19 protein-coding genes are annotated in these 19,404 nt (G+C 67.0%); 11 read left to right on the top strand and 8 right to left on the bottom strand.

The window, feature by feature from the left end; genetic code table 11:
* Window positions 1-60 precede the first annotated feature (60 nt).
* The 5 genes from VGV37_RS17455 (at window position 61) to ppa (ending at window position 4,506) form a co-directional block, all read left to right on the top strand.
* Window positions 61-1,944: an ABC transporter permease gene (locus VGV37_RS17455; RefSeq protein WP_326880986.1), complete on the top strand. Its 1,884-nt coding sequence runs from the start codon at window positions 61-63 to the stop codon at window positions 1,942-1,944.
* Window positions 1,934-2,698 (top strand): ABC transporter ATP-binding protein, encoded by a 765-nt coding sequence (locus VGV37_RS17450; RefSeq protein WP_326880985.1) that lies wholly within the window; start codon window positions 1,934-1,936, stop codon window positions 2,696-2,698. Before VGV37_RS17455 ends, VGV37_RS17450 begins: the two co-directional genes overlap by 11 nt.
* Complete coding sequence (locus VGV37_RS17445) at window positions 2,698-3,399, top strand: ABC transporter ATP-binding protein (protein WP_326881066.1); 702 nt, start codon at window positions 2,698-2,700, stop codon at window positions 3,397-3,399. The genes VGV37_RS17450 and VGV37_RS17445 overlap by 1 nt, the downstream gene beginning before the upstream one ends.
* Window positions 3,400-3,443: 44 nt before the next feature.
* Window positions 3,444-3,899, top strand: a complete 456-nt coding sequence (locus tag VGV37_RS17440; protein ID WP_326880984.1) for a MarR family winged helix-turn-helix transcriptional regulator — start codon at window positions 3,444-3,446, stop codon at window positions 3,897-3,899.
* Between the two features lie 76 nt (window positions 3,900-3,975).
* Window positions 3,976-4,506 (top strand): inorganic diphosphatase, encoded by a 531-nt coding sequence (gene ppa, locus VGV37_RS17435; protein ID WP_326880983.1) that lies wholly within the window; start codon window positions 3,976-3,978, stop codon window positions 4,504-4,506.
* Between the two features lie 144 nt (window positions 4,507-4,650).
* Here ppa and VGV37_RS17430 read toward each other — a convergent pair whose 3' ends face one another.
* Window positions 4,651-5,850 (bottom strand): amidohydrolase family protein, encoded by a 1,200-nt coding sequence (locus VGV37_RS17430; RefSeq protein WP_326880982.1) that lies wholly within the window; start codon window positions 5,848-5,850, stop codon window positions 4,651-4,653.
* Window positions 5,851-6,130: 280 nt separating this feature from the next.
* Here VGV37_RS17430 and VGV37_RS17425 point away from each other — a divergent pair, with 280 nt between their 5' ends.
* The 5 genes from VGV37_RS17425 to VGV37_RS17405 are packed head-to-tail and all read left to right on the top strand — an operon-like array spanning window position 6,131 to window position 11,071.
* Entirely contained in the window at window positions 6,131-7,111 is a 981-nt protein-coding gene (locus tag VGV37_RS17425; RefSeq protein ID WP_326880981.1) for an ABC transporter substrate-binding protein, read from the top strand.
* A 57-nt stretch (window positions 7,112-7,168) separates the two neighbouring features.
* Entirely contained in the window at window positions 7,169-8,713 is a 1,545-nt protein-coding gene (locus VGV37_RS17420; protein ID WP_326880980.1) for a sugar ABC transporter ATP-binding protein, read from the top strand.
* Window positions 8,700-9,698, top strand: a complete 999-nt coding sequence (locus VGV37_RS17415; RefSeq protein WP_326880979.1) for an ABC transporter permease — start codon at window positions 8,700-8,702, stop codon at window positions 9,696-9,698. The genes VGV37_RS17420 and VGV37_RS17415 overlap by 14 nt, the downstream gene beginning before the upstream one ends.
* A complete protein-coding gene (locus VGV37_RS17410; protein ID WP_326880978.1) occupies window positions 9,695-10,693 on the top strand; it encodes an ABC transporter permease in 999 nt (332 codons plus the stop codon). The genes VGV37_RS17415 and VGV37_RS17410 overlap by 4 nt, the downstream gene beginning before the upstream one ends.
* A gap of 30 nt (window positions 10,694-10,723) precedes the next feature.
* Window positions 10,724-11,071, top strand: a complete 348-nt coding sequence (locus tag VGV37_RS17405; RefSeq protein ID WP_326880977.1) for a DnaB-like helicase N-terminal domain-containing protein — start codon at window positions 10,724-10,726, stop codon at window positions 11,069-11,071.
* Window positions 11,072-11,117: 46 nt separating this feature from the next.
* On the opposite strand, the gene VGV37_RS17400 is transcribed toward VGV37_RS17405, so the two are convergent.
* From VGV37_RS17400 to VGV37_RS30345, 7 genes are all read right to left on the bottom strand, one after another.
* A complete protein-coding gene (locus VGV37_RS17400) occupies window positions 11,118-12,329 on the bottom strand; it encodes an ABC transporter substrate-binding protein (RefSeq protein ID WP_326880976.1) in 1,212 nt (403 codons plus the stop codon).
* 51 nt (window positions 12,330-12,380) lie between these two features.
* Window positions 12,381-13,364, bottom strand: a complete 984-nt coding sequence (locus VGV37_RS17395; RefSeq protein WP_326880975.1) for a PDR/VanB family oxidoreductase — start codon at window positions 13,362-13,364, stop codon at window positions 12,381-12,383.
* Entirely contained in the window at window positions 13,354-14,127 is a 774-nt protein-coding gene (locus VGV37_RS17390) for a GntR family transcriptional regulator (protein WP_326880974.1), read from the bottom strand. Before VGV37_RS17390 ends, VGV37_RS17395 begins: the two co-directional genes overlap by 11 nt.
* The gene (locus VGV37_RS17385; protein ID WP_326880973.1) at window positions 14,124-15,212 is read right to left on the bottom strand and encodes an aromatic ring-hydroxylating dioxygenase subunit alpha; all 1,089 of its coding nucleotides are present in this window, start codon (window positions 15,210-15,212) and stop codon (window positions 14,124-14,126) included. The genes VGV37_RS17390 and VGV37_RS17385 overlap by 4 nt, the downstream gene beginning before the upstream one ends.
* 126 nt (window positions 15,213-15,338) lie before the next feature.
* On the bottom strand, window positions 15,339-16,625 hold the full coding sequence (locus VGV37_RS17380) for an adenosylmethionine--8-amino-7-oxononanoate transaminase (RefSeq protein ID WP_326880972.1): 1,287 nt from the start codon (window positions 16,623-16,625) through the stop codon (window positions 15,339-15,341).
* Window positions 16,622-17,605 carry a biotin synthase BioB gene (bioB, locus tag VGV37_RS17375; RefSeq protein ID WP_414638023.1) on the bottom strand — a complete coding sequence of 328 codons (984 nt, stop codon included), beginning with the start codon at window positions 17,603-17,605 and terminating at the stop codon, window positions 16,622-16,624. Before bioB ends, VGV37_RS17380 begins: the two co-directional genes overlap by 4 nt.
* 118 nt (window positions 17,606-17,723) lie before the next feature.
* Window positions 17,724-17,870, bottom strand: coding sequence for a DUF2867 domain-containing protein (locus VGV37_RS30345; protein ID WP_414638021.1), 147 nt, complete (start codon window positions 17,868-17,870; stop codon window positions 17,724-17,726).
* A 286-nt stretch (window positions 17,871-18,156) separates the two neighbouring features.
* Here VGV37_RS30345 and VGV37_RS17370 point away from each other — a divergent pair, with 286 nt between their 5' ends.
* Window positions 18,157-19,404 (top strand): efflux RND transporter periplasmic adaptor subunit, encoded by a 1,248-nt coding sequence (locus tag VGV37_RS17370; protein WP_326880970.1) that lies wholly within the window; start codon window positions 18,157-18,159, stop codon window positions 19,402-19,404.

The raw sequence follows: 19,404 nt of genomic DNA, 5'->3' as shown, positions 1-19,404 counted from the left end.
CTGGATTCCCGCCTCTCGCGGGACTGACGAATTGCACCTCACACCAACAAGCAGGGCTCGATGGGTTTTCTGGTCGCACAGTTTCTGACGGGCCTCGCTAACGCCGCGTCGCTGTTCCTGGTGGCGGCCGGCCTGTCGATCATCTTCGGCGTCACGCGCATCGTGAATTTCGCCCATGGCGCCTTCTACATGATCGGCGCCTATGTCGCCTATACGCTGACCGAGCGGCTGTCGGGCGGGCTCGGGTTCTGGGGCGGGCTGATCCTGGCGTCGTTCACGGTCGCTGCCCTGGGGGCGCTGGTCGAGATGCTGCTGCTGCGCCGGCTTTACCAGGCGCCAGAGCTGTTCCAACTGCTCGCCACCTTCGGCCTGACCCTGATGGTCGAGGATCTGATGGTGCTGATCTGGGGGCCGGACGACCTGATGGGCCGCCGCGCGCCGGGCCTGCGCGGCGCGGTCGAGATCCTGGGTCAGCAGGTGCCGTCCTATGATCTGTTGCTGATCGTGCTGGGCCCCCTGGTGCTGGGCGTGCTGTGGCTGCTGTTCCACCGCACCCGCTTCGGCGTGCTGGTGCGCGCGGCGACCCAGGATCGCGAGATGGTCGCATCCCTGGGCATCAATCAGAAATGGCTGTTTACCGGCGTGTTTGCCCTGGGCGTCGGCTTGGCCGCGTTCGGCGGCGCCCTGCAACTGCCGCGCGACGCGGTCAACCATGGCATGGACCTGTCGATCATCGTCGAGGCCTTCGTCATCGTCGTGATCGGCGGGCTCGGCAGCCTGCCCGGCGCCTTCGTGGCGGCGGTGCTGGTGTCCGAGCTGAACGCGTTCGGCATCCTGATCCTGCCGCGCATCTCGCTGGTCCTGGTCTTCCTGGTCATGGCCGTGGTGCTGGTCGTCCGGCCCTGGGGCCTGTTCGGCAAGCCCGACGCCGTGCTGCGCGCGCCGGCGGCGACGGCGATCCGCCCGTGGCGGCCGCTCGGCCCGCGCGAGCGGGGGCTGCTGGGCCTCGCCGTCGGGCTGGCGGCGCTGCTGCCGCTCGTCGCCGGGCCCTATGTCATGACCATCGGCGCCGAGATCCTGATCTTCGCGATCTTCGCCATGAGCCTGCAGTTCCTGATGAGCGGCGGCGGGCTCGCCTCGTTCGGCCATGCCGCCTATTTCGGCCTCGGCGCCTATGCGGCGGCATTCCTGGTCAAGCATGCCGGGTTTTCGACCCTGCCGGCCCTGACGCTGGCGCCGCTTGCCGGTCTCGCCGGCGCGGCCCTGTTCGGCTGGTTCTCGGTCCGGCTCGCCGGCGTCTATCTGGCGATGCTGACCCTGGCCTTCGCCCAGATCGTCTGGTCGCTCGCCTTCCAATGGGTCAGCGTCACCGGCGGCGACAATGGCATCCTGGGCATCTGGCCCGACGCCTGGCTCGCCACACCGGCCCGCTTCTATGAATTGAGCCTGCTGTTCGCGGTGCTGCTGGTGGCGGCGCTGCGCCGGGTGCTGCTGTCGCCGTTCGGCTACGCTCTGCGTGCGCTGCGGGATTCGCCGCTGCGGTCGGAATCGCTCGGCCTCGATCGGGTGCGCATCCAATGGGCCGCCTTCATGCTGTCCGGTGCCGCAGCCGCGCTTGCCGGAGGTCTCTATGCCTTCCTCAAGGGCGGCGTGTTTCCCGACGCGCTCGGCATCCCGCAATCGATCGACGGGCTGGTCATGGTGCTGCTGGGCGGCGTCGGCACGCTGACCGGCGGAGTGGTGGGCGCACTCGTCTACAAGACCTTGTCGATCTGGCTGATGAGCCAGACCGACTGGTCGAAGCTCATCCTCGGTGCCGTGATCGTGCTGCTCGTCGTCGCCTGCCCCAAGGGGTTGCTCGGGTTCGCCGGCGACCTGTTGCATCGGCGGCGCAAGGCGCCGGATCCGGCGCCGGTCGAGCAGGAGGCGCGCGATGCTGCTTGAGGTCGCGGGCCTGCGCAAATCCTTCGGCGGGATCGATGCGGTGCGCGGCGTCGAATTCACGCTCGCCGCCGGCGAGATCCTGGCGTTGATCGGGCCGAACGGCGCCGGCAAGAGCACCTGCTTCAACATGCTGAACGGGCAGATCAAGCCCGACCAGGGCAGCGTGCGGCTGGATGGGCGCGAGTTGGTCGGCCTGGCACCGCGCGCGATCTGGCGGCTGGGCGTCGGCCGGACGTTCCAGATCACCCAGACCTTCGGCTCGATGACCGTGCGCGAGAACGTGCAGATGGCGCTCTTGTCCCACGGCCGGGCGATCGGCGATCTCTGGCGCTTCGCCGGCCGGCTCGACGTGGCCGAGGCGGATCGGCTGCTCGCCCTGGTCGGCATGGCGGACGCGGCGGAGCGGCCGTGCGGCGAGCTTGCCTATGGCGACCTGAAGCGCGTCGAGCTGGCGGTTGCCTTGGCGAACGACCCGAAGCTGCTGCTGATGGACGAACCGACCGCCGGCATGGCGCCGCGCGAGCGCATCGCGCTGATGCGGCTGACCGCCGACATCGCCCAGGCAAAGCGCATGGGCGTGCTGTTCACCGAGCACGACATGGACGTGGTGTTCGAACATGCCGACCGGATCATGGTGCTGAACCGCGGCACGCTGATCGCCGAAGGCACGCCGGCCGAGGTGCGCGCCAACGAGCAGGTGCGCGCGATCTATCTGGGCGAAGGCCGGCTCTACCATGCGGAGGCGGCGTCGTGATGCTGACGGTCGAGGGCCTCAACAGCTTCTACGGGCCGGCGCATATCCTGTTCGACGTGGCCCTCGACGTGGCGCCAGGCGAGGTCGTGGCCCTGCTCGGCCGCAACGGTGCAGGCAAATCGACGACCTTCCGCTCGATCGCCGGCCTGGTGCCGGCCCGGCGCGGCCGGGTCCGGTTCGGCGAAGCCGACATCTCGACGGCCGCCTCCTACGAAATCGCCCGGCTGGGCCTGGGCTACGTGCCGGAGGACCGGCGCATCTTCACCGAGCTGACGGTCGAGGAAAACCTGTCGGTCGGTCGGCAGAAGCCCCGGTTGGGCGCGCCGACCTGGGACCCGGACAAGCTCTACACGTTGTTTCCCAACCTCGGCGAGATGCGCCGCCGCCTGGGCGGGCGGATGAGCGGCGGCGAGCAGCAGATGCTGACCATCGCCCGCACGCTCATGGGCAATCCGTCGCTGGTCCTGCTCGACGAACCGTCCGAGGGGCTGGCGCCGAAGATCGTCGAGCAGATGGCCGAGGCGATCATCGCCATGAAGCGCGAGGGCCTGAGCATGGTGATCTCGGAGCAGAACCTGCATTTCGCCCGGCTGATCTCGGATCGGGCCTATATCATCGAGAAGGGGCGGGTGCGGTTCTCCGGCACCATCGCCGAGATCGACGCGAACGAAGCGATCCGCGACGCCTACCTCGCCGTGTGATAGGGAAGAACCAGAAAAGACCGGCCGCAGGCCCCGGAGGAACCATGTCCGTCGACCCGACCGAGACGCCGCGCCGTCGTCGCGCGAGCGCGCCTTACCAGCTCGATCGGCAGGTGGGCTTCATCCTGCGCCAGGCGATGCAGCGCCATACGACGATCTTCGCGTCGCACATGGTCGAGGAACTGACGCCGACCCAGTTCGCTGCCCTCGCCAAGCTGACCGAACTCGGCCCCTGTTCTCAGAACAAGCTGGGTCGCCTGACCGCGATGGATGGCGCCACGATCAAGGGCGTGATCGATCGCCTGACCAAACGCGGATTGACCGAGACCAGCCCCGATCCCGACGACGGCCGCCTGCTGATGGTGGCCCTCACAGAACTCGGGCGCGCCGCCGCGTCGCGCGCGATCCCGGCCGCCGGCCGCATTACCGACGAGACCCTGGCGCCGCTGGACCCTGCCGAGCAGGCGCAGTTGCTGGCGCTGTTGGAGAAGCTGCGGTAGGAAGTGACTGCGACACGTCTCGAAGGCCGGCTTGGCCTTCAGTCTTTGAAAAGATAACTGCTACAGGAAACGGTTCATGCGCCTCGACGCCATTCCCATCGGCGACAATCCCCCGGAAGATGTCAACGTCATCGTTGAGGTCGCGATCGGCGGGGAGCCGATCAAGTACGAGATGAACAAGGCCGCGGGCACGCTGTTCGTCGATCGGTTCCTGCATACGCCGATGCGCTATCCTGGGAATTACGGTTTCGTGCCGCATACGCTGTCGCTGGACGGCGACCCGATCGACGTACTGGTCGCGAATACACGGCCGATCGTACCCGGTGCCGTCATCAATGTGAGGCCCGTGGGCGTATTGAGGATGGAAGACGACGGCGGCGGCGACGAGAAGATCATCGCGGTGCCATCTCCTACGCTCACCAAGCGCTACCTCAAGATCACGAACTACACGGATCTGCCGGAGATCACGCTCGAGCAGATCTGGCACTTCTTCGAGCACTATAAGGATCTGGAAGAAGGTAAATGGGTCAAGGTCGCCGGCTGGGGCGATGCGGCGGAGGCTCGGCAGTTGATCACCGAGGCGATCGAACGGGGAAAGAGCGCCTAAGTCCTGCGCAGTCTCGGCCCGGTGCAGCCGTCGGAGAAGCGCCGTCAAGGCGCCATGCGGCCCGCCGGGCACGTGCAGGGTCGCCACTGGTCACTCCGGCCAGAGTGATCGGAGCCGCGTCGCTCGGTAAATTCCGGCGGGTGCCTATCCCTTGACCATGATCGGCACTCTCGTCGCCGGCGGCGTGTTGCGGCTGCGCAGGCTGCGCACGACGCCGTCGATGATGGTCATGCCGACGCCCGGCAGGTCGCCCAGTTGCACGCTGTCGAGCAGATGCTTGCCGGGCGAATGCTGCGCCTTGTCCATCAGCACGAAATCGGCGGACCGGCCTACCTCGATCAACCCGCTGTCGAGCTCGCGCATCCGCGCCGTATTGCCGGTGGCGAAGCAGAAGGCGATTTCGGCCGGAACGTCGCCCAGCGATGACAGCATCGCGATCATTCGCAGGATGCCCAGCGGCTGCACGCCGGATCCCGCGGGGCCGTCGGTGCCCAGGATGACGCGTTCGAGCTGGCCCAGTCCTTTGGCGACGCGCAGCGTATGCAGCGCGGACCGTTCGTTGCCGTTATGGACCAGTTCCAGGCCGCGATGGCAGCTCTCGCACAGGCAGGTGATCTGATCGTCGGGCAGTGCCGTGTGGCCGCCGTTGATATGGCCGATGATGTCCGCGTCGGCCTCCAGCACCACGTCCTTGTCGATCAGGCCGGAGCCGGGGATCGACGGGCCGCCGGTATGGATGGTCGACTGGATGCCGTATTTGCGCGCCCAGGCGACCATCTGCTTCGCTTCGTAGCCAGCCTTGACGCTGCCGAGGCCGACCTCGCCCAGCAGCTTGACGCCGGCCTCGGCCAGTTCCTTGAAATCGGACTCGACCATGCCCTGTTCGATCACAGGCGCCCCGGCCAGCAGCTTCACGCCGGACGGGCGGGCATTGGCGAAGGCGCGTTGGTGGAAGATCGCCATGGCCTTGAGGCCGACGATATCCTTGGGCCGGCCGGGCGTATGCACCTCGCCGGCCGAGATCATGGTGGTGACGCCGCCGTGCAGGCTGCTGTCGATCCAGCCGATCTGGTTCTGGCGCGGGGTCCAATCGCCGACGACCGGGTGGACATGGCTGTCGATCAGGCCCGGGGCGACCGCGGCGCCGTTCGCGTCGATCAGGGTATGGGCGCCCTCGGTGTCGACGTCCTTCTCGCGGCCGATCGCCGTGATCCGTCCACCGACCGAGACGATGGTGTCCGCATCGAGAATCGGCCGGGCCAGATCGCCGCTCAGCAGCAGGCCGATGTTGCGGATGACCAGCTTGGCCGTGCCATCCTGTTTCGCCGGTTCGTCATGCGCCATCATCGCCTCCCGGGTCAATCGCTCGTCGTTAGTATACGAACGATTCTCGATCGAACAAGAGCAAGCGCATTGCCAATACCCTCAATGCGTGTTGCCGGCAGGAACAAATCCACAAAAAATCCGGAGTAAATTCCGAGGAATTCGGCCTACTGGTTGGCAAAAAACAAGGTTAACGAATAATTACTCATACATATTGACAGTGATTCGCTCTGTCTTCACTCTGCGATCGACGGTGCCACCAGAGCATCGATCAAGTAGGCAAATAGGGAGGACCCAAGGCATGGACGGCAAACGTTCGGGGTTGTTCATTGCGGCCGCCTGTCTCGCCGCCCTCGTGGCGGCACCCATGGCCAGGGCGGATGACCTGCCCAAGCTCAAGGAAAAGCCCACCTACAAGGTTGGATTTGCCCAGACCGAGAGCAACAATCCGTGGCGTCTTGCCCAGACGCAGAGCATGAAGGATGAGGCGGCGAAGCGCGGCTGGCAGCTCGTCTACACGGATGCGAACAGCTCCGCGGCGAAACAGGTCGCCGACGTGGATTCCATGATCGCCCAACATGTCGACGTGATCTTCCTCAGTCCGCGCGAGGAAAAACCGCTGATTCCCGCGGTCATGAAGGCCAAGAAGGCCGGAATTCCGTTGTTCCTGATCGACCGTGGCGTCGACCCGACCCTGGCCAAGGCCGGACGGGACTATGTCTCGTTCATCGGCTCGGACTTCGTGGAAGAGGGCCGGCGCGCCGCCGACTGGTTGGTCAAGAAGACCGGGGGCACTGCCAAGATCATCGAACTGCAGGGTACCAGCGGTTCCTCGCCCGCGAACGACCGCAAGAAAGGCTTCATGGAGGTGATCGCCAAATCACCCGGCATGCAGATCGTGGCATCCCAGGACGGCGACTTCACCCGCGACAAGGGGCGGCAGGTGATGGAGACCCTGCTGCAGGCCCATCCCGAAGCGACTGCCGTCTTTGCGCATAATGACGAGATGGCGCTGGGCGCCATCACCGCGCTCGAGGCGGCGGGACGGCATCCGGGCAAGGATATCACGCTCGTCTCGATCGACGGCGAGAAGGACGGCCTGCAGGCGATCATCGACGGCAAGCTGGGCGCGACGGTCGAGTGCAATCCACGCTTCGGTCCGGGCGCGTTCGAAGCCGCGGCCGATTACGCCGCCGGCAAGAAGATCGAGCCGATCGTGGTGAACAAGGATCACTTCTACGATTCTTCCAACGCGGCCCAGAGCCTCGCAGGCTCCTACTGACACGCGCCTTCGCGGGGGTGGCCAGGACTGCCCCCGCGAGCCGATGATGGAGGTGCCATGACCGACGATATCCTGCTTTCGATGTCCGGCATCGCCAAGAGCTTCTCGGGCGTGGCGGCGCTCAAGGAGGCGAGCCTGACCGTCGCGCGCGGCGAGGTGCTGGCCCTGATCGGCCAGAACGGCGCCGGCAAGTCGACGCTGATCAAAGTGCTGACCGGCGCGGTTGCCCTCGACCGCGGCTCGATACGGTTCGACGGCCGGCCGGTCGCGTTCCGCACGCCCCAGGAAGCCCAGGCCGGCGGCATCGCGACGATCTATCAGGAAATCAACCTGGTGCCGTTGCGATCGGTTGCCGAGAACATCTTTCTCGGCCGGGAGCCGCGGCGCTGGGGCCTGATCGACTGGCGCCGCATGCACGCCCAGGCCGCGGCGCTCTTGGCCCAGTTCGACGTTTCCATCGATGTCCGCCAGCCGTTGCACCGCTTCAATACAGCGACCCAGCAGATGGTCGCGATCGCCCGGGCCCTCGACCAGCAGGCCCGGCTCGTGGTCATGGATGAACCGACCTCGTCGCTTGACGATCGCGAGGTGGCGGTGCTGTTCGGTGTGATCCGGCAATTGAAGGCGCGCGGCATCGGCGTGATCTTCGTCAGCCATCGGCTGGACGAGCTTTACGCGGTGTGCGACCGGGTCACGATCATGCGGGACGGCATGACGGTCGCGGATCAGCCGATGGCGAGCATCGGCAAGCTCGAACTGGTCGCGGCCATGCTCGGGCGTAGTCTGGAAGAGGTGAAGCGGTTCGGCGCCACTGCCTTCGACGAGGATTTCGCCCCACGCCCCCACAAGGTGCTGGAGGTGGCCGGGCTGAAATCGGCGCCGCGCGTCGCCGGCGTCGATCTCGACGTTCGCGCGGGCGAGATCGTGGGCCTGGCCGGCCTGCTGGGATCGGGCCGGACCGAAACCGCCCGCGCGATCTTCGGCGCCGACCGGCCGCAAGGCGGGACGATCCGCGTCGACGGTGCGGCGGCCGGTTTCCGCAGCAGCCGCGACGCGATCCGCGCCGGCATCGGTTTCTGCTCGGAGGATCGCAAGACCGAAGGCATCGTGCCCGACATGTCGGTCAGGGACAACCTGACCCTGGCGCTGCTGCCGCAACTGACGCGTCGCGGCGTGATCGACCAGGCACGCCAGCGCGAGATCGTCGATCGGCTGATCAAGCGCCTGGGCATCAGGCTCGCCAGTTCCGAACAGAAGATCCGCGAGCTGTCGGGCGGCAATCAGCAGAAAGTGCTGCTGGCGCGCTGGCTGTGCCTGCAGCCCAAGCTGCTGATCCTGGACGAACCGACCCGGGGGATCGACGTCGCCGCCAAGGCCGAGATCCAGGCCTTGATCCGCGAGCTCGCCCGGGACGGGCTCGGCGTCCTGATGATCTCGTCGGAGCTCGAGGAATTGACCGAGGGCTGCCATCGGGTGAGCGTCTTGCGGGACGGCCGCTCGGTCGCCGCCTTCGACCATGATGCGGCGAGCGAGCATGCCATCATGAACGCCATGGCCCATGGGCTCGCCCCGACGGGGGAGGAGAGCCGTGCAGGAGCTTGAGATCGTGGCGTCCCGCCGTCGCCTGCGTCTGGCCATGCCGCGCGGCGGTCCCCTGGGCGGTGTCGTTCTGGCGCTTGCCATCCTTCTTCTATTCAACCTGGTCGCGACGCCGCATTTCATCAGCCTGCAGACGCTCTACGTCAACCTGACGCAAGTGACGACCATCGTCATCGTCGCGGTCGGCATGACCATGGTCATCGCCACGGGCGGCATCGATCTGTCGGTCGGTTCGCTGATGGCGATTGCCGGCGCGCTGGCGCCGCTCATTTTTGCCGGGCGGCTGCTGGGGATCGGGCCGGGCCCGTTCGCGGATGTGCTCGCCTTCTTCGTGCCGGTCCTGGTCGCGATGGCGTTCGGCAGCTTCAACGGCTGGCTCGTCGCCCGCTTCCGCATTCAGCCGATCGTGGCCACCCTCGTGCTGTTCATCGCCGGGCGCGGCATCGCGCAGGTCATGACCAACGGCAATCTGCAGGCCTTCCACAACGCCAGTTTCCACGCGCTGGGGCTGGGTCGCGTGCTGGGCGTGCCGATCCAGGTCTGGCTGATGGCGGTGGTGGTGGGGCTGGCGGCATGGGCCATCCGCCGCACGCTCTATGGCCGGCAATTGCTCGCAATCGGCGGAAACGAGGCTGCGGCGCGGCTCGCCGGTCTGCCCGTCGCGCGCATCACGATCCTGGTCTACGCCGTGTCCGGCCTGCTGTCGGGCATCGCCGGGCTGATCGTGATCGCGATCAATTCCTCGTCCGACGCCAATCTCGTCGGCCTCGGCATGGAACTCGACGCAATCGCGGCGGTCGCGGTCGGCGGCACGGCATTGACCGGCGGACGCGCCTCGATCATCGGCACGCTGCTGGGCGCGCTCATCATCCAGCTGCTGCGCTATACGCTGCTGTCCCACGGCGTGCCCGACGCAGCGGCACTGGTGGTCAAAGCCGCGGTCATCCTGGCGGCGGTCTATCTCCAACAAGTCGGGCGGGCGCCATGACCAGTGCGATCGATACGATCTCCTCCGGCCCCAGGCCCCGGGGCAATCGCCACGCTGCCCTGCTGCAGCGCCAGGGCGTCGTCTTGGCGCTGGTCCTGCTGATCGTCTTCGGGGCCGTGCGCTATGATGATTTCCTCGGCCTCTACAACGTCATGAGCGTACTGCGCTACAATGCCATGTTCGCACTGGTGGCGCTGGGCATGGGCTTCGTCATCATGACCGGCGGCATCGATCTCTCGGTGGGTGCCACGGCGGCGCTCGCCAGCGTGGTGTCGGCCGGCCTGAGCGACGTCGGCCTCGGCGCGGGCCTGGCCGCGGGCATCGCCGCCGGTCTTGGGGTCGGGCTGGTCAACGGCCTGGCGATTTCGCGGGCGCGGCTGCCGGCCTTCGTCACCACGCTCGCGACCATGCTGGGCGCGCGCGGCCTGGCGCTGCTGATTTCGGGGAACCAGTCGGTTTCGGTCTCATGGGACACGTCCTTCACCGATCTCGGCGGCGGCGATTTCCTGGGGTTTCCCATTCCGGCCTGGATTGCCGGGGTTGCCTTCGTCCTGGGGTCGGTGCTGCTCAATCTGACCGGCTTCGGCCGGGCCGTGCTGGCGATCGGCGGCAATGAGGAGGCGGCGCGGCTCATGGGGCTGCCGGTCGCGCGGGTCAAACTGCTGGTCTATGTCCTGACCGGCGGCCTGGCCGGCCTCGCCGGCGTCATCCTGGCCGCGCAATTCGGTGCCGGCCAACCGACCGAGGGTCAGGGCTGGGAATTGTTCGCGATCGCGGCCGTCGTCGTGGGCGGGACGCTCCTGACCGGCGGCATGGGATCGGTCGGCTTCACGCTCGCCGGGACCCTGCTACTCGGCCTCATCTTCAACATCCTCAATTTCGAGAACGGCAAGGGCGATTTCACGCTAAGCGCATATTGGCAATCCGTCATCCGCGGCGCCTTCCTGCTCCTCGTCGTGCTGTTGCAGAACCGGCTCGCCCGGCGTCCGTCATGATGGAGATCTGGCAAGATCGGGGGGAAGATCATGGCCGGCCTGGACTGTGAGCGAAACTATGGAATCCTGGACGCCGAACGGGAATTGATCGCGGCGATCCTGACGGACAACCGGATCTACCGGGCGGTATGTCATCTGTTGCTGCCGGCGTATTTCCTATCGCCGGCGCACCAGCGCCAGTTCGCGGCGATCGCCACTGCGATCGAGCGGGGACGGCCGGTCGATCTGCGGATGCTGGAGACCGGAGGGCGGCCTCTGACCGGGATGCCCGCCATTGATCCGCTGGATCACGCGCTGATGATCTACGGCAGCTTCCTCGGACGGGAGGCGATCGGCGTCCCGCTCGAAGCCGAGGCATCGGCGCGCGCGGCTTCCTGAAAACGCGTTGCCGGCCGCCCCTGGACGGGCGCGGCCGGCATCGGTTTCAATGGACCAGCGGGCAGCCCCCGTCGGCCAGCGGGCGGAAGGCTTCCGCGGCCGGGATGGTCGCGAGCAGCTCGTAATCGTCCCAGCGGCCCTTGGACTGTTCCGGCTTCTTCACGCGGAACACGTACATGGCATGGGTGGCACGACCGTCGATGCGGACGTTGACCGGACCGATCAGCGGATCCTCGATCGGCTTCGACCGCATCTGGGCCACGACCTTGTCGCCGTCGATCGTGTCCGCCGCCTTGACCGCGCGCAGGTAGGCCAGGACCGAGGAATAGACGCCGGCCTGGTTCGCCGTCGGCATGCGGCCGCCCATCTTGTCGGCGAACCGCTTGGAAAAGGCGCGGGTCGCGTCGTTCAGATCCCAATAGAAGGATTCAGTCACGATCAGTCCCTGGGCCGCCTTGAGGCCGAGCGCGTCGACGTCGGTGATCTGGGTGAACAGGCCGGCCAGCGTCTGCTTCGGCGTGATGCCGAATTCGGCCGCCTGCTTGACACCGGTAATGAGGTCGCCGCCGGTGTCGGCAAACGCGATGACCTTGGCGCCCGACCCCTGGGCCTGGAGCAGGTACGAGCCGAAATCGGTCGTGCCGAGCGGATGCTTGATCGAGCCCACGACCTTGCCGCCGAGCTTGCCCAGCGCCTCGGTCGCGTCGCGCTGCAGTGCCTGGCCCAGCGCATAGTCGAACGAGATGAAGTACCAGCTGTCGCCGCCTTGCTTCACCAGGGCCTTGGCCGTGGCATTGCCCATGGCCCAGGTGTCCATGTTCCATTGCACGGTCGTCGGCTGGCAGAACTTGCCCGTGAGATCCGAGGTGCCGACGTTGGTCGCGACGAAGGTCCGGTTCTTGTCCTTCATGATCTGGTTGACCGCGAGGCCGACACCCGAATTGACCGCGTCGGCCACGGCGGCGACGCCGTCCTGGTCGACCCATTGGCGCACGATGTTCGAGCCGATGTCCGGCTTGTTCTGATGGTCGCCATAGAGGATCTCGACCTTGAGCGGGCCGGCCTCCTTCTTGAAATCATCGACCGCCAGCTCCGCCGCCGCGACCGAGCCCTTGCCGGACTGGTCGGCGAACGGGCCGGACTGATCGTTCAGGATGCCGACCTTGACCGTATTGTTCGGGATCGCCGCCTGGGCCGCGAAGGGACTGGCCAGCAGGACAGCCGCGAGACCGGCTTGCCGGAATGGAACGCGCGTCATGTACTTCTCCCCCGTGAAGGCCGGGCTCTTGCCGTCCCGGCTCGTCTCATTTCAGCCTACCCGAGTCAGTGCCGGGCGATAGCCGGTATCGATGGTGATCTTGCCGTCCGCCCGCGAAACGCAGGCGCAGAGCCTGGCGCCGGCCTGCTTCTGGTGCGCGCTCAGGAACACGTCGCGGTGGTCGATCGCGCTGGCCGGTGCCGCCACCTCGACCACGCACAACCCGCATTCGCCGCGCAGGCAATCATAGGCAAGCTCGATACCTTCGTCGGCCAGGGCATCCAGCAGGCTGCGATCCGCCGGCACCAGGACGTCGCGCCCATGGTCGCGGACATGGACCGTGAACGGCACCGCCGGGCGGTTGCCGCTCGATCCGAACGTCTCGAACCTGAGGCGGGTGGGTAGGCGTCCCGCCTGTTGCCAGGCGGCCTGCGCCGCGGCCATCATCCCGGCCGGGCCGCACATGTAGATCTCGCCGTCGGCATGCAGCCGGGTGATTTCTCCGGCGAGATCGAGGCTGCCGCCTTCGTCGTCGACGATCAGGGTCAGTCCGTCGCCCAGCAGCGGCTGCAGCCGATCGATGAATGCCATCTGGTCTCGACTGCGGGCGGCATAGATCAGGCGGGGCCTGTGGCCGAGACGGACCAGCCGCTCTGCCATGCCGACGAGCGGCGTGATGCCGATGCCGCCGGCGATCAACAGATAGTCCGGCCGCCCGAGCGCCAGGTCGAAATGACTCCGCGGCTCGGTCACGGTCAGGATGGCGCCGGCCTCCAGCGCCCACATCGCGGCTGATCCACCGCGGCTGGGAACGACGCGCTTGACCGCGATCCACCAAGCGCCGTCCGTGGGCTCCTCGCCGATCAGCGAATAGCTGCGTGCGAGGCCGTCGGACAGCATGACCGTCAGATGGCTGCCGGCCGGATAGGGCGTAGCCGCACCGGTCTCGGGCACCAGTTCGAACAGCCGGACGTCCCGGGCCGGCTCGTGGATGGCGCGAACCCGGACGCGGACCTGTCTGCCGTCAGCTTGCAATCTTGCGCCCTCCGTCGACTGGATCGCGCCGGATCAGCGCCGCACCGGGCACGCTCGCCAACAGGGCCGCGTCGCCCAGTGCCAGTTTCAGGTTCTGCTTGGCGAGCCGCGCGTGTTCGCGGGCCAGTGCCTCCGCCCGGGTGCCCTCGCGCGCCTCGATCGCCTCCAGGATCGCGCGGTGCTGCGCCTGGGCCAGCAACAGGATCTCGCGGCTCTCGGGCAGGTCGGCCTGGGTCAGCACGAAGGAATTGGGCGAAGCGAAGGGCAGCACCATCGCCTGGGCCATCGCCCGGCGCAGCATCGGGCTGCCGGCCAGATCGAGCAGCCGCGCATGGAAGATCTCGTTGGCCGCGACATAGCGCTCGAAATCGGCGAGGCCGGGCTCGGGCGTTCGGACCAGCGGCTCCATCGCCTCGACCGCGGCCCGAAGCGGCGCCAGATCGGCCGGATCGGTTAGGCGCTCCGCCGCCATGCGCGCCGCGGTGCCTTCCAGCACACCACGCAGCTCGATCGCGTCGGCAATGTCGGCAGGGTCGAAATCCCGCACGACGAAGCCGCCGCCCGGCAGCATTTCTAGCAGGCCTTCATGGGCCAGGGTGAGCAGCGCCAGGCGCAACGGCGTGCGCGATACGCTGAGCCGGGCTGCGAGCGGGATTTCGGCGACCCGTTCGCCCGGGCCGAATTCGCCGGACAGCAACAGCTCGCGCAGGCGCAGCACCGCCTTCAGCTGCTGGCCGGGCCGGGCCATCGCCTCGCCGCTCATTCCGCGGCAGCCTGATGCCGGGGCGCCCGCTCGGCCTGGATCCTGCGATCGATCAGGCGCCGGGCCCAGACCGCACCGGCATCGATGTTGAGATTGTAGAAGGTCCGGTCCGGATTCTCGTCGATCGCGCGCTGCTGCGCTTCCAGAATGATCTCGTCCTCGTGGAAGATGCCGGTGACGCCGTCCCGCAACTCGGTCGTGATGCGTTGCTCATGGATCCGGTAATTGCGCACGAAGGCCCAGAAATAATGGCAGGTGCCGTCGGTCTCGGGCGTCATGGTGTTCAGCACGTAGCCGTTGACGCCCTGGCTGCGGTCGCCCTCTGGCGCGCCCGTACCCGTGGGCGCCACGCCGACGTCGATCACGACGGTGCCGGGCGCCTCGAACCGGATGATCTGCCACCGATCGACCCGGCCGGGCTTGCCCAACTGCTTGGCCCAGAACGGCGGCGGCTCGATGTCGATCATCCAGCGCGAGATCTCGGCGAAATTCGGTCCGTGATGGGCCTCGAACGGTGCCTCGGCTACGGCGTCCTGGCCGATGCTGCCGCCATGCACGAAGGTCTCGTGGGTCAAGTCCATCAGGTTGTCGACGACCAGTTTGTAGTTGCACCTGGCATGGATGGTCTTGCCGTCGCCGGCCCAGTCAGGGTCGTGATTCCAATGCATGTCCGGCACCAGCGCCGGATCGGCCAGCGCCGGGTCGCCCATCCAGACCCACAGGTAACGGTGCTTTTCCACGATCGGGAAGCTGCGCACGCAAGCCGCGGGGTTGATCGTCTCCTGGGACGGCATGTGCACGCAGCGGCCGCCAGCCTCGTAGCGCAGGCCATGGTATCCGCAGACGAGCGTGTCGCCGTCGAGCCGGCCTTTGCTCAGCGGCAGCATGCGATGCCAGCAGGCATCTTCGAGGGCGACCGGCGTGCCGTCCGTCGTGCGATAGAACACCAGGCGCTTGTTGCAGATCATGCGCGGCAGCAGCGCATGCTTCAACTCGACGTCCCAGGCCGCCGCGTACCAGGCGTTCAAGGGGAAATCGGGCTTGGCGAACCCTTCGGCGATCGGCGGCACCGCAGTAGGCTGCATGACAGCATCCTCCCTCTAGATCTTTCGATCGAAGATGCCGGATTTCGTTATTGCATGCAATAGACGTCAAAAATATCCTTAAACTGGTCGATAGGCAGGAATTTCGACTACAATTGCATGCAGTAGCTAGCCGCCGAAGCGATCGGACCATTCGCGGGCGATGGTCACCATCGCATCGGTCAGGATTTGCAGATCGTCGGGCGTGATCACGAACGGCGGCGCCAGATACAGGATGTCGCCGAACGGGCGCGACCAGACGCCCAGCTCGATGAAGCGGCGGCGCAGCCAGCCGGCGTCCTTGAGCTGGGTCAGTTGGATTACGCCGATCGCGCCCTGGACGCGGACATCGACCACGCCGGGCAGGGCACGGGCCGGTTCCAGGCTTTGGGCGAGCGCCGCCTCGATCGTGCGGACCTGGGCCAGGCGCGGCTCGCGCTCGAACAGGTCGATCGAGGCGTTGGCCGCGGCGCAGGCGAGCGGGTTGGCCATGAAGGTCGGCCCGTGCATCAGGGCAGCACCCGGATCGTCGGACCAGAAGGCGTCGAACACGTGAGTGCGCGCGACGGTGGCGGCGAGCGCGATGGTGCCGCCGGTCAGCGCCTTCGACAGGCAGATGATGTCAGGCACGATGTCGGCCTCTTCGCAGGCGAACATCCGGCCGGTCCGGCCGAAGCCGGTCATGATCTCGTCGGCGATCAGCAGATGGCCGTGCCGGGCGGCGGCGTTGGCGATGCGCCTGAGCGTGTCGCCATCATGGAACTTCATGCCGCCGGCGCCTTGGACCAGCGGCTCGACGATGACGCCGGCGATCTCGTCGCGGTGGCGCGCCAGCAGCGATTCCAGGCTGGCGATCCGGTCGAGGTCGGTCGGCAGGTCGGCGACGAACTGGGCCGGCAGATAGCCCGAGAAACGAGCATGCATGCCGCCGTCCGGGTCGGTCACCGACATGGCGCCCATCGTGTCGCCGTGATAGCCGTCGCGGAAGGCCACGAAACGGTGCCGGCCCTTGGTGCCGCGGTTCAGCCAATATTGCATGGCCATCTTCATGGCGACTTCGACCGCGACCGAGCCGGAATCGGTAAAGAATACATGGTCGAGATCGCCCGGCAGCAGCTTGGCCAGGCGGCGTGCCAACCGCTCGGCCGGTTCGTGGCTGAGGCCGCCGAACATGACGTGCGGCATGCGGCCCAGCTGGTCGGCGACCGCCTCCCGGATATGCAGGTGGTTATAGCCGTGGCACGCGGTCCACCAGGACGAGATGCCATCGATCAGGCGGGTCCCGTCTTCCAGCTCCAGCCGCACGCCGTCGGTCGCGCGCACCTGGGGCGGCGGCGCCGCCAGCTTCATCTGCGTGTAGGGCCGCCACAGCGCGCTGCGCGGCTCCATCATCAGCCGAAGCTGGCGGTCGCTCATTCCGCGGCGGCGCCGACTTCCATCGGCTTGATGCCGAGACGATCGAACAGCACCACGTCGCGCTCGTTGGCCGGATTGTTCGTGGTCAGGAGGCGCGGGCCGAAGAAGATCGAGTTGGCGCCGGCGAGATAGCACAGCGCCTGGGCCTCGTCGCTCAAACCCTCGCGGCCGGCCGACAGGCGAACCATGGAGCGTGGCATCAGGATGCGGGCGACCGCGACGGTGCGGACCAGCTCCAGCGGTTCGAGCGGCGCCGAATGGCCGAGCGGCGTGCCCTCGGTCTCGGCCAGCATGTTGACCGGCACGCTGTCGGGATGATCCTCGAGCGTGGCCAGGGTCCACAGCATGCCGACCCGGTCGCTGCGCTGCTCGCCCATGCCGATGATGCCGCCGGAGCAGACATGGATGCCGGCGTCGCGCACGTGGGAAAGCGTGCCCAGCCGGTCGTCGAGCGAGCGGGTCGAGACGATTTTCTCGTAATATTCCGGCGAGGTGTCGATGTTGTGGTTGTAATAGTCGAGGCCAGCGGTCTTGAGCCGGGCCGCCTGGACCGCATTCAGCATGCCCAGCGTGACGCAGGTCTCCATGCCCATGGCGCGGACGCCCTCGATCATGTCGCAGACCGCTTCCAGGTCCTTGTCCTTGGGGCTGCGCCAGGCGGCGCCCATGCAATAGCGCGTGGCACCGGCGTCGCGCGCCCGGCGGGCGTCGGCCAGCACGGTCTCGACCGCCATCAGCTTCTCGGCCTTCACGCCCGTCTCGAAATGGGCGCTTTGCGAGCAATAGCCGCAATCCTCGGGACAGCCGCCGGTCTTGATCGACAGCAGCGTGGAGAGCTGAACCCGGTTCGGATCGAAATTCTGCCGATGGACGCTCTGGGCGCGATGGATCAGATCGGAAAAGGGCAGGTCGAACAGGGCGGCGATCTCGGCCCGGGTCCAATCATGGCGAACGCCTGAGGCGACGGATGTATCGGGCAATTGGCCCTCTCTCATGTGACGAGACGATGAAAAACGGCCGGAGCATAGGCAGAGGGCGGGACGGATGCAACGTGGGTCTCGTTCCGGCCGGCCCAGCGTCGGCGGATGGACACTTGGCTCAGCTGGTCCTGGCGATGATCCGATGGAACGGCTTGATGGCGGCGGGGTAGGTCCGACCCAACAGATTGCGAGTTTTCACGGTCGTCGCGCGTCGGCGAACCGGGCGGCGGGCAACAGGGTGTCGATCCGGGATATCGGGCGGCATGTCGGCGCGTCGATGATCGCATCTCCTCTCACTTCCATATCAGTTCGCGCCGAAAAGAGAAAATATCGGAGCGAAGTCTGGTAACCGAATTGTTTGATGTCATTCCTTGCGTTCTCAAATGAACGACCGATCGTGCGTTAAATTTGCAAATCTCTGGCGCCCGGCGGTGAGGATTTGGTAATAAACCGCGGGCGCATCCGGCGTCGCGCCTTCTTCCTCCGGTCGTGCCGGTCGGGGTTTCGAGCGCCTGTTCCGATACCCGTCTTCCGAAAGTCGAGCCCTGCCCTTGGACGACAAGTCTTCGCAACTACGCCGCCTGCGCATCGACCGCACGGAAACGCCGGTGCGCGGGTCGGGACGGGCATGGTGGATTCTGGTGGCGATCCTGGTCCTGGCAGCGGGCGGCGGCGGTGCGTGGCTGATGCTGTCCCAATCCGGCACCGTGCCGATCCGCGTGGCGGTCGCGCGTCCGGCGGTCGGCGACGGCCAGCCGACCGCCGGTGCCTCGCTGCTCGACGCATCCGGTTATGTCGTGGCGCGCCGGCAGGCGACGGTTTCGGCAAAGATCACCGGCAAGGTCACCGAGGTGTTGATCGAGGAAGGCCAGCATGTCGACAAGGGCCAGGTCGTGGGCCGGCTCGACGATTCGAACGCCCGGGCGGCGCTCGACCAGGCCCAGGCGCAGGTGAACCAGGCGCAGGCACAACTGAAGTCGGCGCGCGTCGCCTATGCCGACGCTCAGCCGATCTACGAGCGCAGCCGGAAGCAATCGGCAAGCGACATGATCAGCCGTGACAGCTTCGACAATACCAAGGCGTCCTACGACGGTCTGCAGACGGCGGTCGACGTCGCCGAACGGACGGTTGCCGTCGCCCAGAGCAACCTGGCAGTTGCCGAACGCAATGAGGACGACACGGTGGTCAAGGCGCCGTTCGCCGGCGTGATCACGGTCAAGGCGGCTCAGCCCGGCGAAATCGTCTCGCCGATCTCGGCCGGCGGCGGCTTCACCCGTACCGGCATCGGCACGATCGTCGATATGGATTCGCTGGAAGGCGAGATCGACGTGAACGAGAATTTCATCAACCGCGTCCATGCCGGGCAACCGGCGATGCTGAAGCTGAATGCCTATCCCGACTGGCAGATCCCGGCCGCGGTCATCGCCGTGATCCCGACCGCCGACCGGTCTAAGGCGACGCTCAAGGTCCGGGTCGGCATCAAGCAGAAGGATCCGCGCATCCTGCCGGAAATGGGCCTGCGCGTGGCGTTCCTGGCAGAGGCGCCTGCGGCGCCGGTGCCGGGCGCGCCCGTCGCCGCAGGTGTCGTCGTGCCGGCGGCGGGCGTGGCCGCGGGTTCGGGCGAGACCGGGACGGTGTTCGTGCTGCACGACGACCGGCTGGAACGGCGCTCGGTCCGCCTGGGCGCCCGTACGGGCGACAGCCAGACGATCCTCGCGGGCCTGGCGGCCGGCGACCGGATCGCGCTGGGCGATCTGTCCAAGCTCGCCGAGGACACCCGCATCAAGATCGAAGATTAG

Source organism: Aliidongia sp., assembly GCF_035943795.1.
Classification (GTDB): domain Bacteria; phylum Pseudomonadota; class Alphaproteobacteria; order ATCC43930; family CGMCC-115725; genus Aliidongia.
The sequence above is the reverse complement of the archived record's forward strand: the minus strand, read 5'-3'. Positions and strand labels throughout refer to the sequence as shown.

Excerpts from the sequence above, each read along its gene's own strand:
- VGV37_RS17400 (WP_326880976.1), bottom strand. The coding sequence starts at position 12,329 with ATGACGCGCGTTCCATTCCGGCAAGCCGGTCTCGCGGCTGTCCTGCTG.
- VGV37_RS17420 (WP_326880980.1), top strand. The coding sequence starts at position 7,169 with ATGACCGACGATATCCTGCTTTCGATGTCCGGCATCGCCAAGAGCTTC.
- VGV37_RS17405 (WP_326880977.1), top strand. The coding sequence starts at position 10,724 with ATGGCCGGCCTGGACTGTGAGCGAAACTATGGAATCCTGGACGCCGAA.
- VGV37_RS30345 (WP_414638021.1), bottom strand. The coding sequence starts at position 17,870 with ATGCCGCCCGATATCCCGGATCGACACCCTGTTGCCCGCCGCCCGGTT.
- VGV37_RS17380 (WP_326880972.1), bottom strand. The coding sequence starts at position 16,625 with ATGAGCGACCGCCAGCTTCGGCTGATGATGGAGCCGCGCAGCGCGCTG.
- VGV37_RS17430 (WP_326880982.1), bottom strand. The coding sequence starts at position 5,850 with ATGGCGCATGACGAACCGGCGAAACAGGATGGCACGGCCAAGCTGGTC.
- ppa (WP_326880983.1), top strand. The coding sequence starts at position 3,976 with ATGCGCCTCGACGCCATTCCCATCGGCGACAATCCCCCGGAAGATGTC.
- VGV37_RS17440 (WP_326880984.1), top strand. The coding sequence starts at position 3,444 with ATGTCCGTCGACCCGACCGAGACGCCGCGCCGTCGTCGCGCGAGCGCG.
- VGV37_RS17445 (WP_326881066.1), top strand. The coding sequence starts at position 2,698 with ATGCTGACGGTCGAGGGCCTCAACAGCTTCTACGGGCCGGCGCATATC.
- VGV37_RS17425 (WP_326880981.1), top strand. The coding sequence starts at position 6,131 with ATGGACGGCAAACGTTCGGGGTTGTTCATTGCGGCCGCCTGTCTCGCC.
- VGV37_RS17455 (WP_326880986.1), top strand. The coding sequence starts at position 61 with ATGGGTTTTCTGGTCGCACAGTTTCTGACGGGCCTCGCTAACGCCGCG.
- VGV37_RS17385 (WP_326880973.1), bottom strand. The coding sequence starts at position 15,212 with ATGCAGCCTACTGCGGTGCCGCCGATCGCCGAAGGGTTCGCCAAGCCC.
- VGV37_RS17410 (WP_326880978.1), top strand. The coding sequence starts at position 9,695 with ATGACCAGTGCGATCGATACGATCTCCTCCGGCCCCAGGCCCCGGGGC.
- VGV37_RS17390 (WP_326880974.1), bottom strand. The coding sequence starts at position 14,127 with ATGAGCGGCGAGGCGATGGCCCGGCCCGGCCAGCAGCTGAAGGCGGTG.
- VGV37_RS17450 (WP_326880985.1), top strand. The coding sequence starts at position 1,934 with ATGCTGCTTGAGGTCGCGGGCCTGCGCAAATCCTTCGGCGGGATCGAT.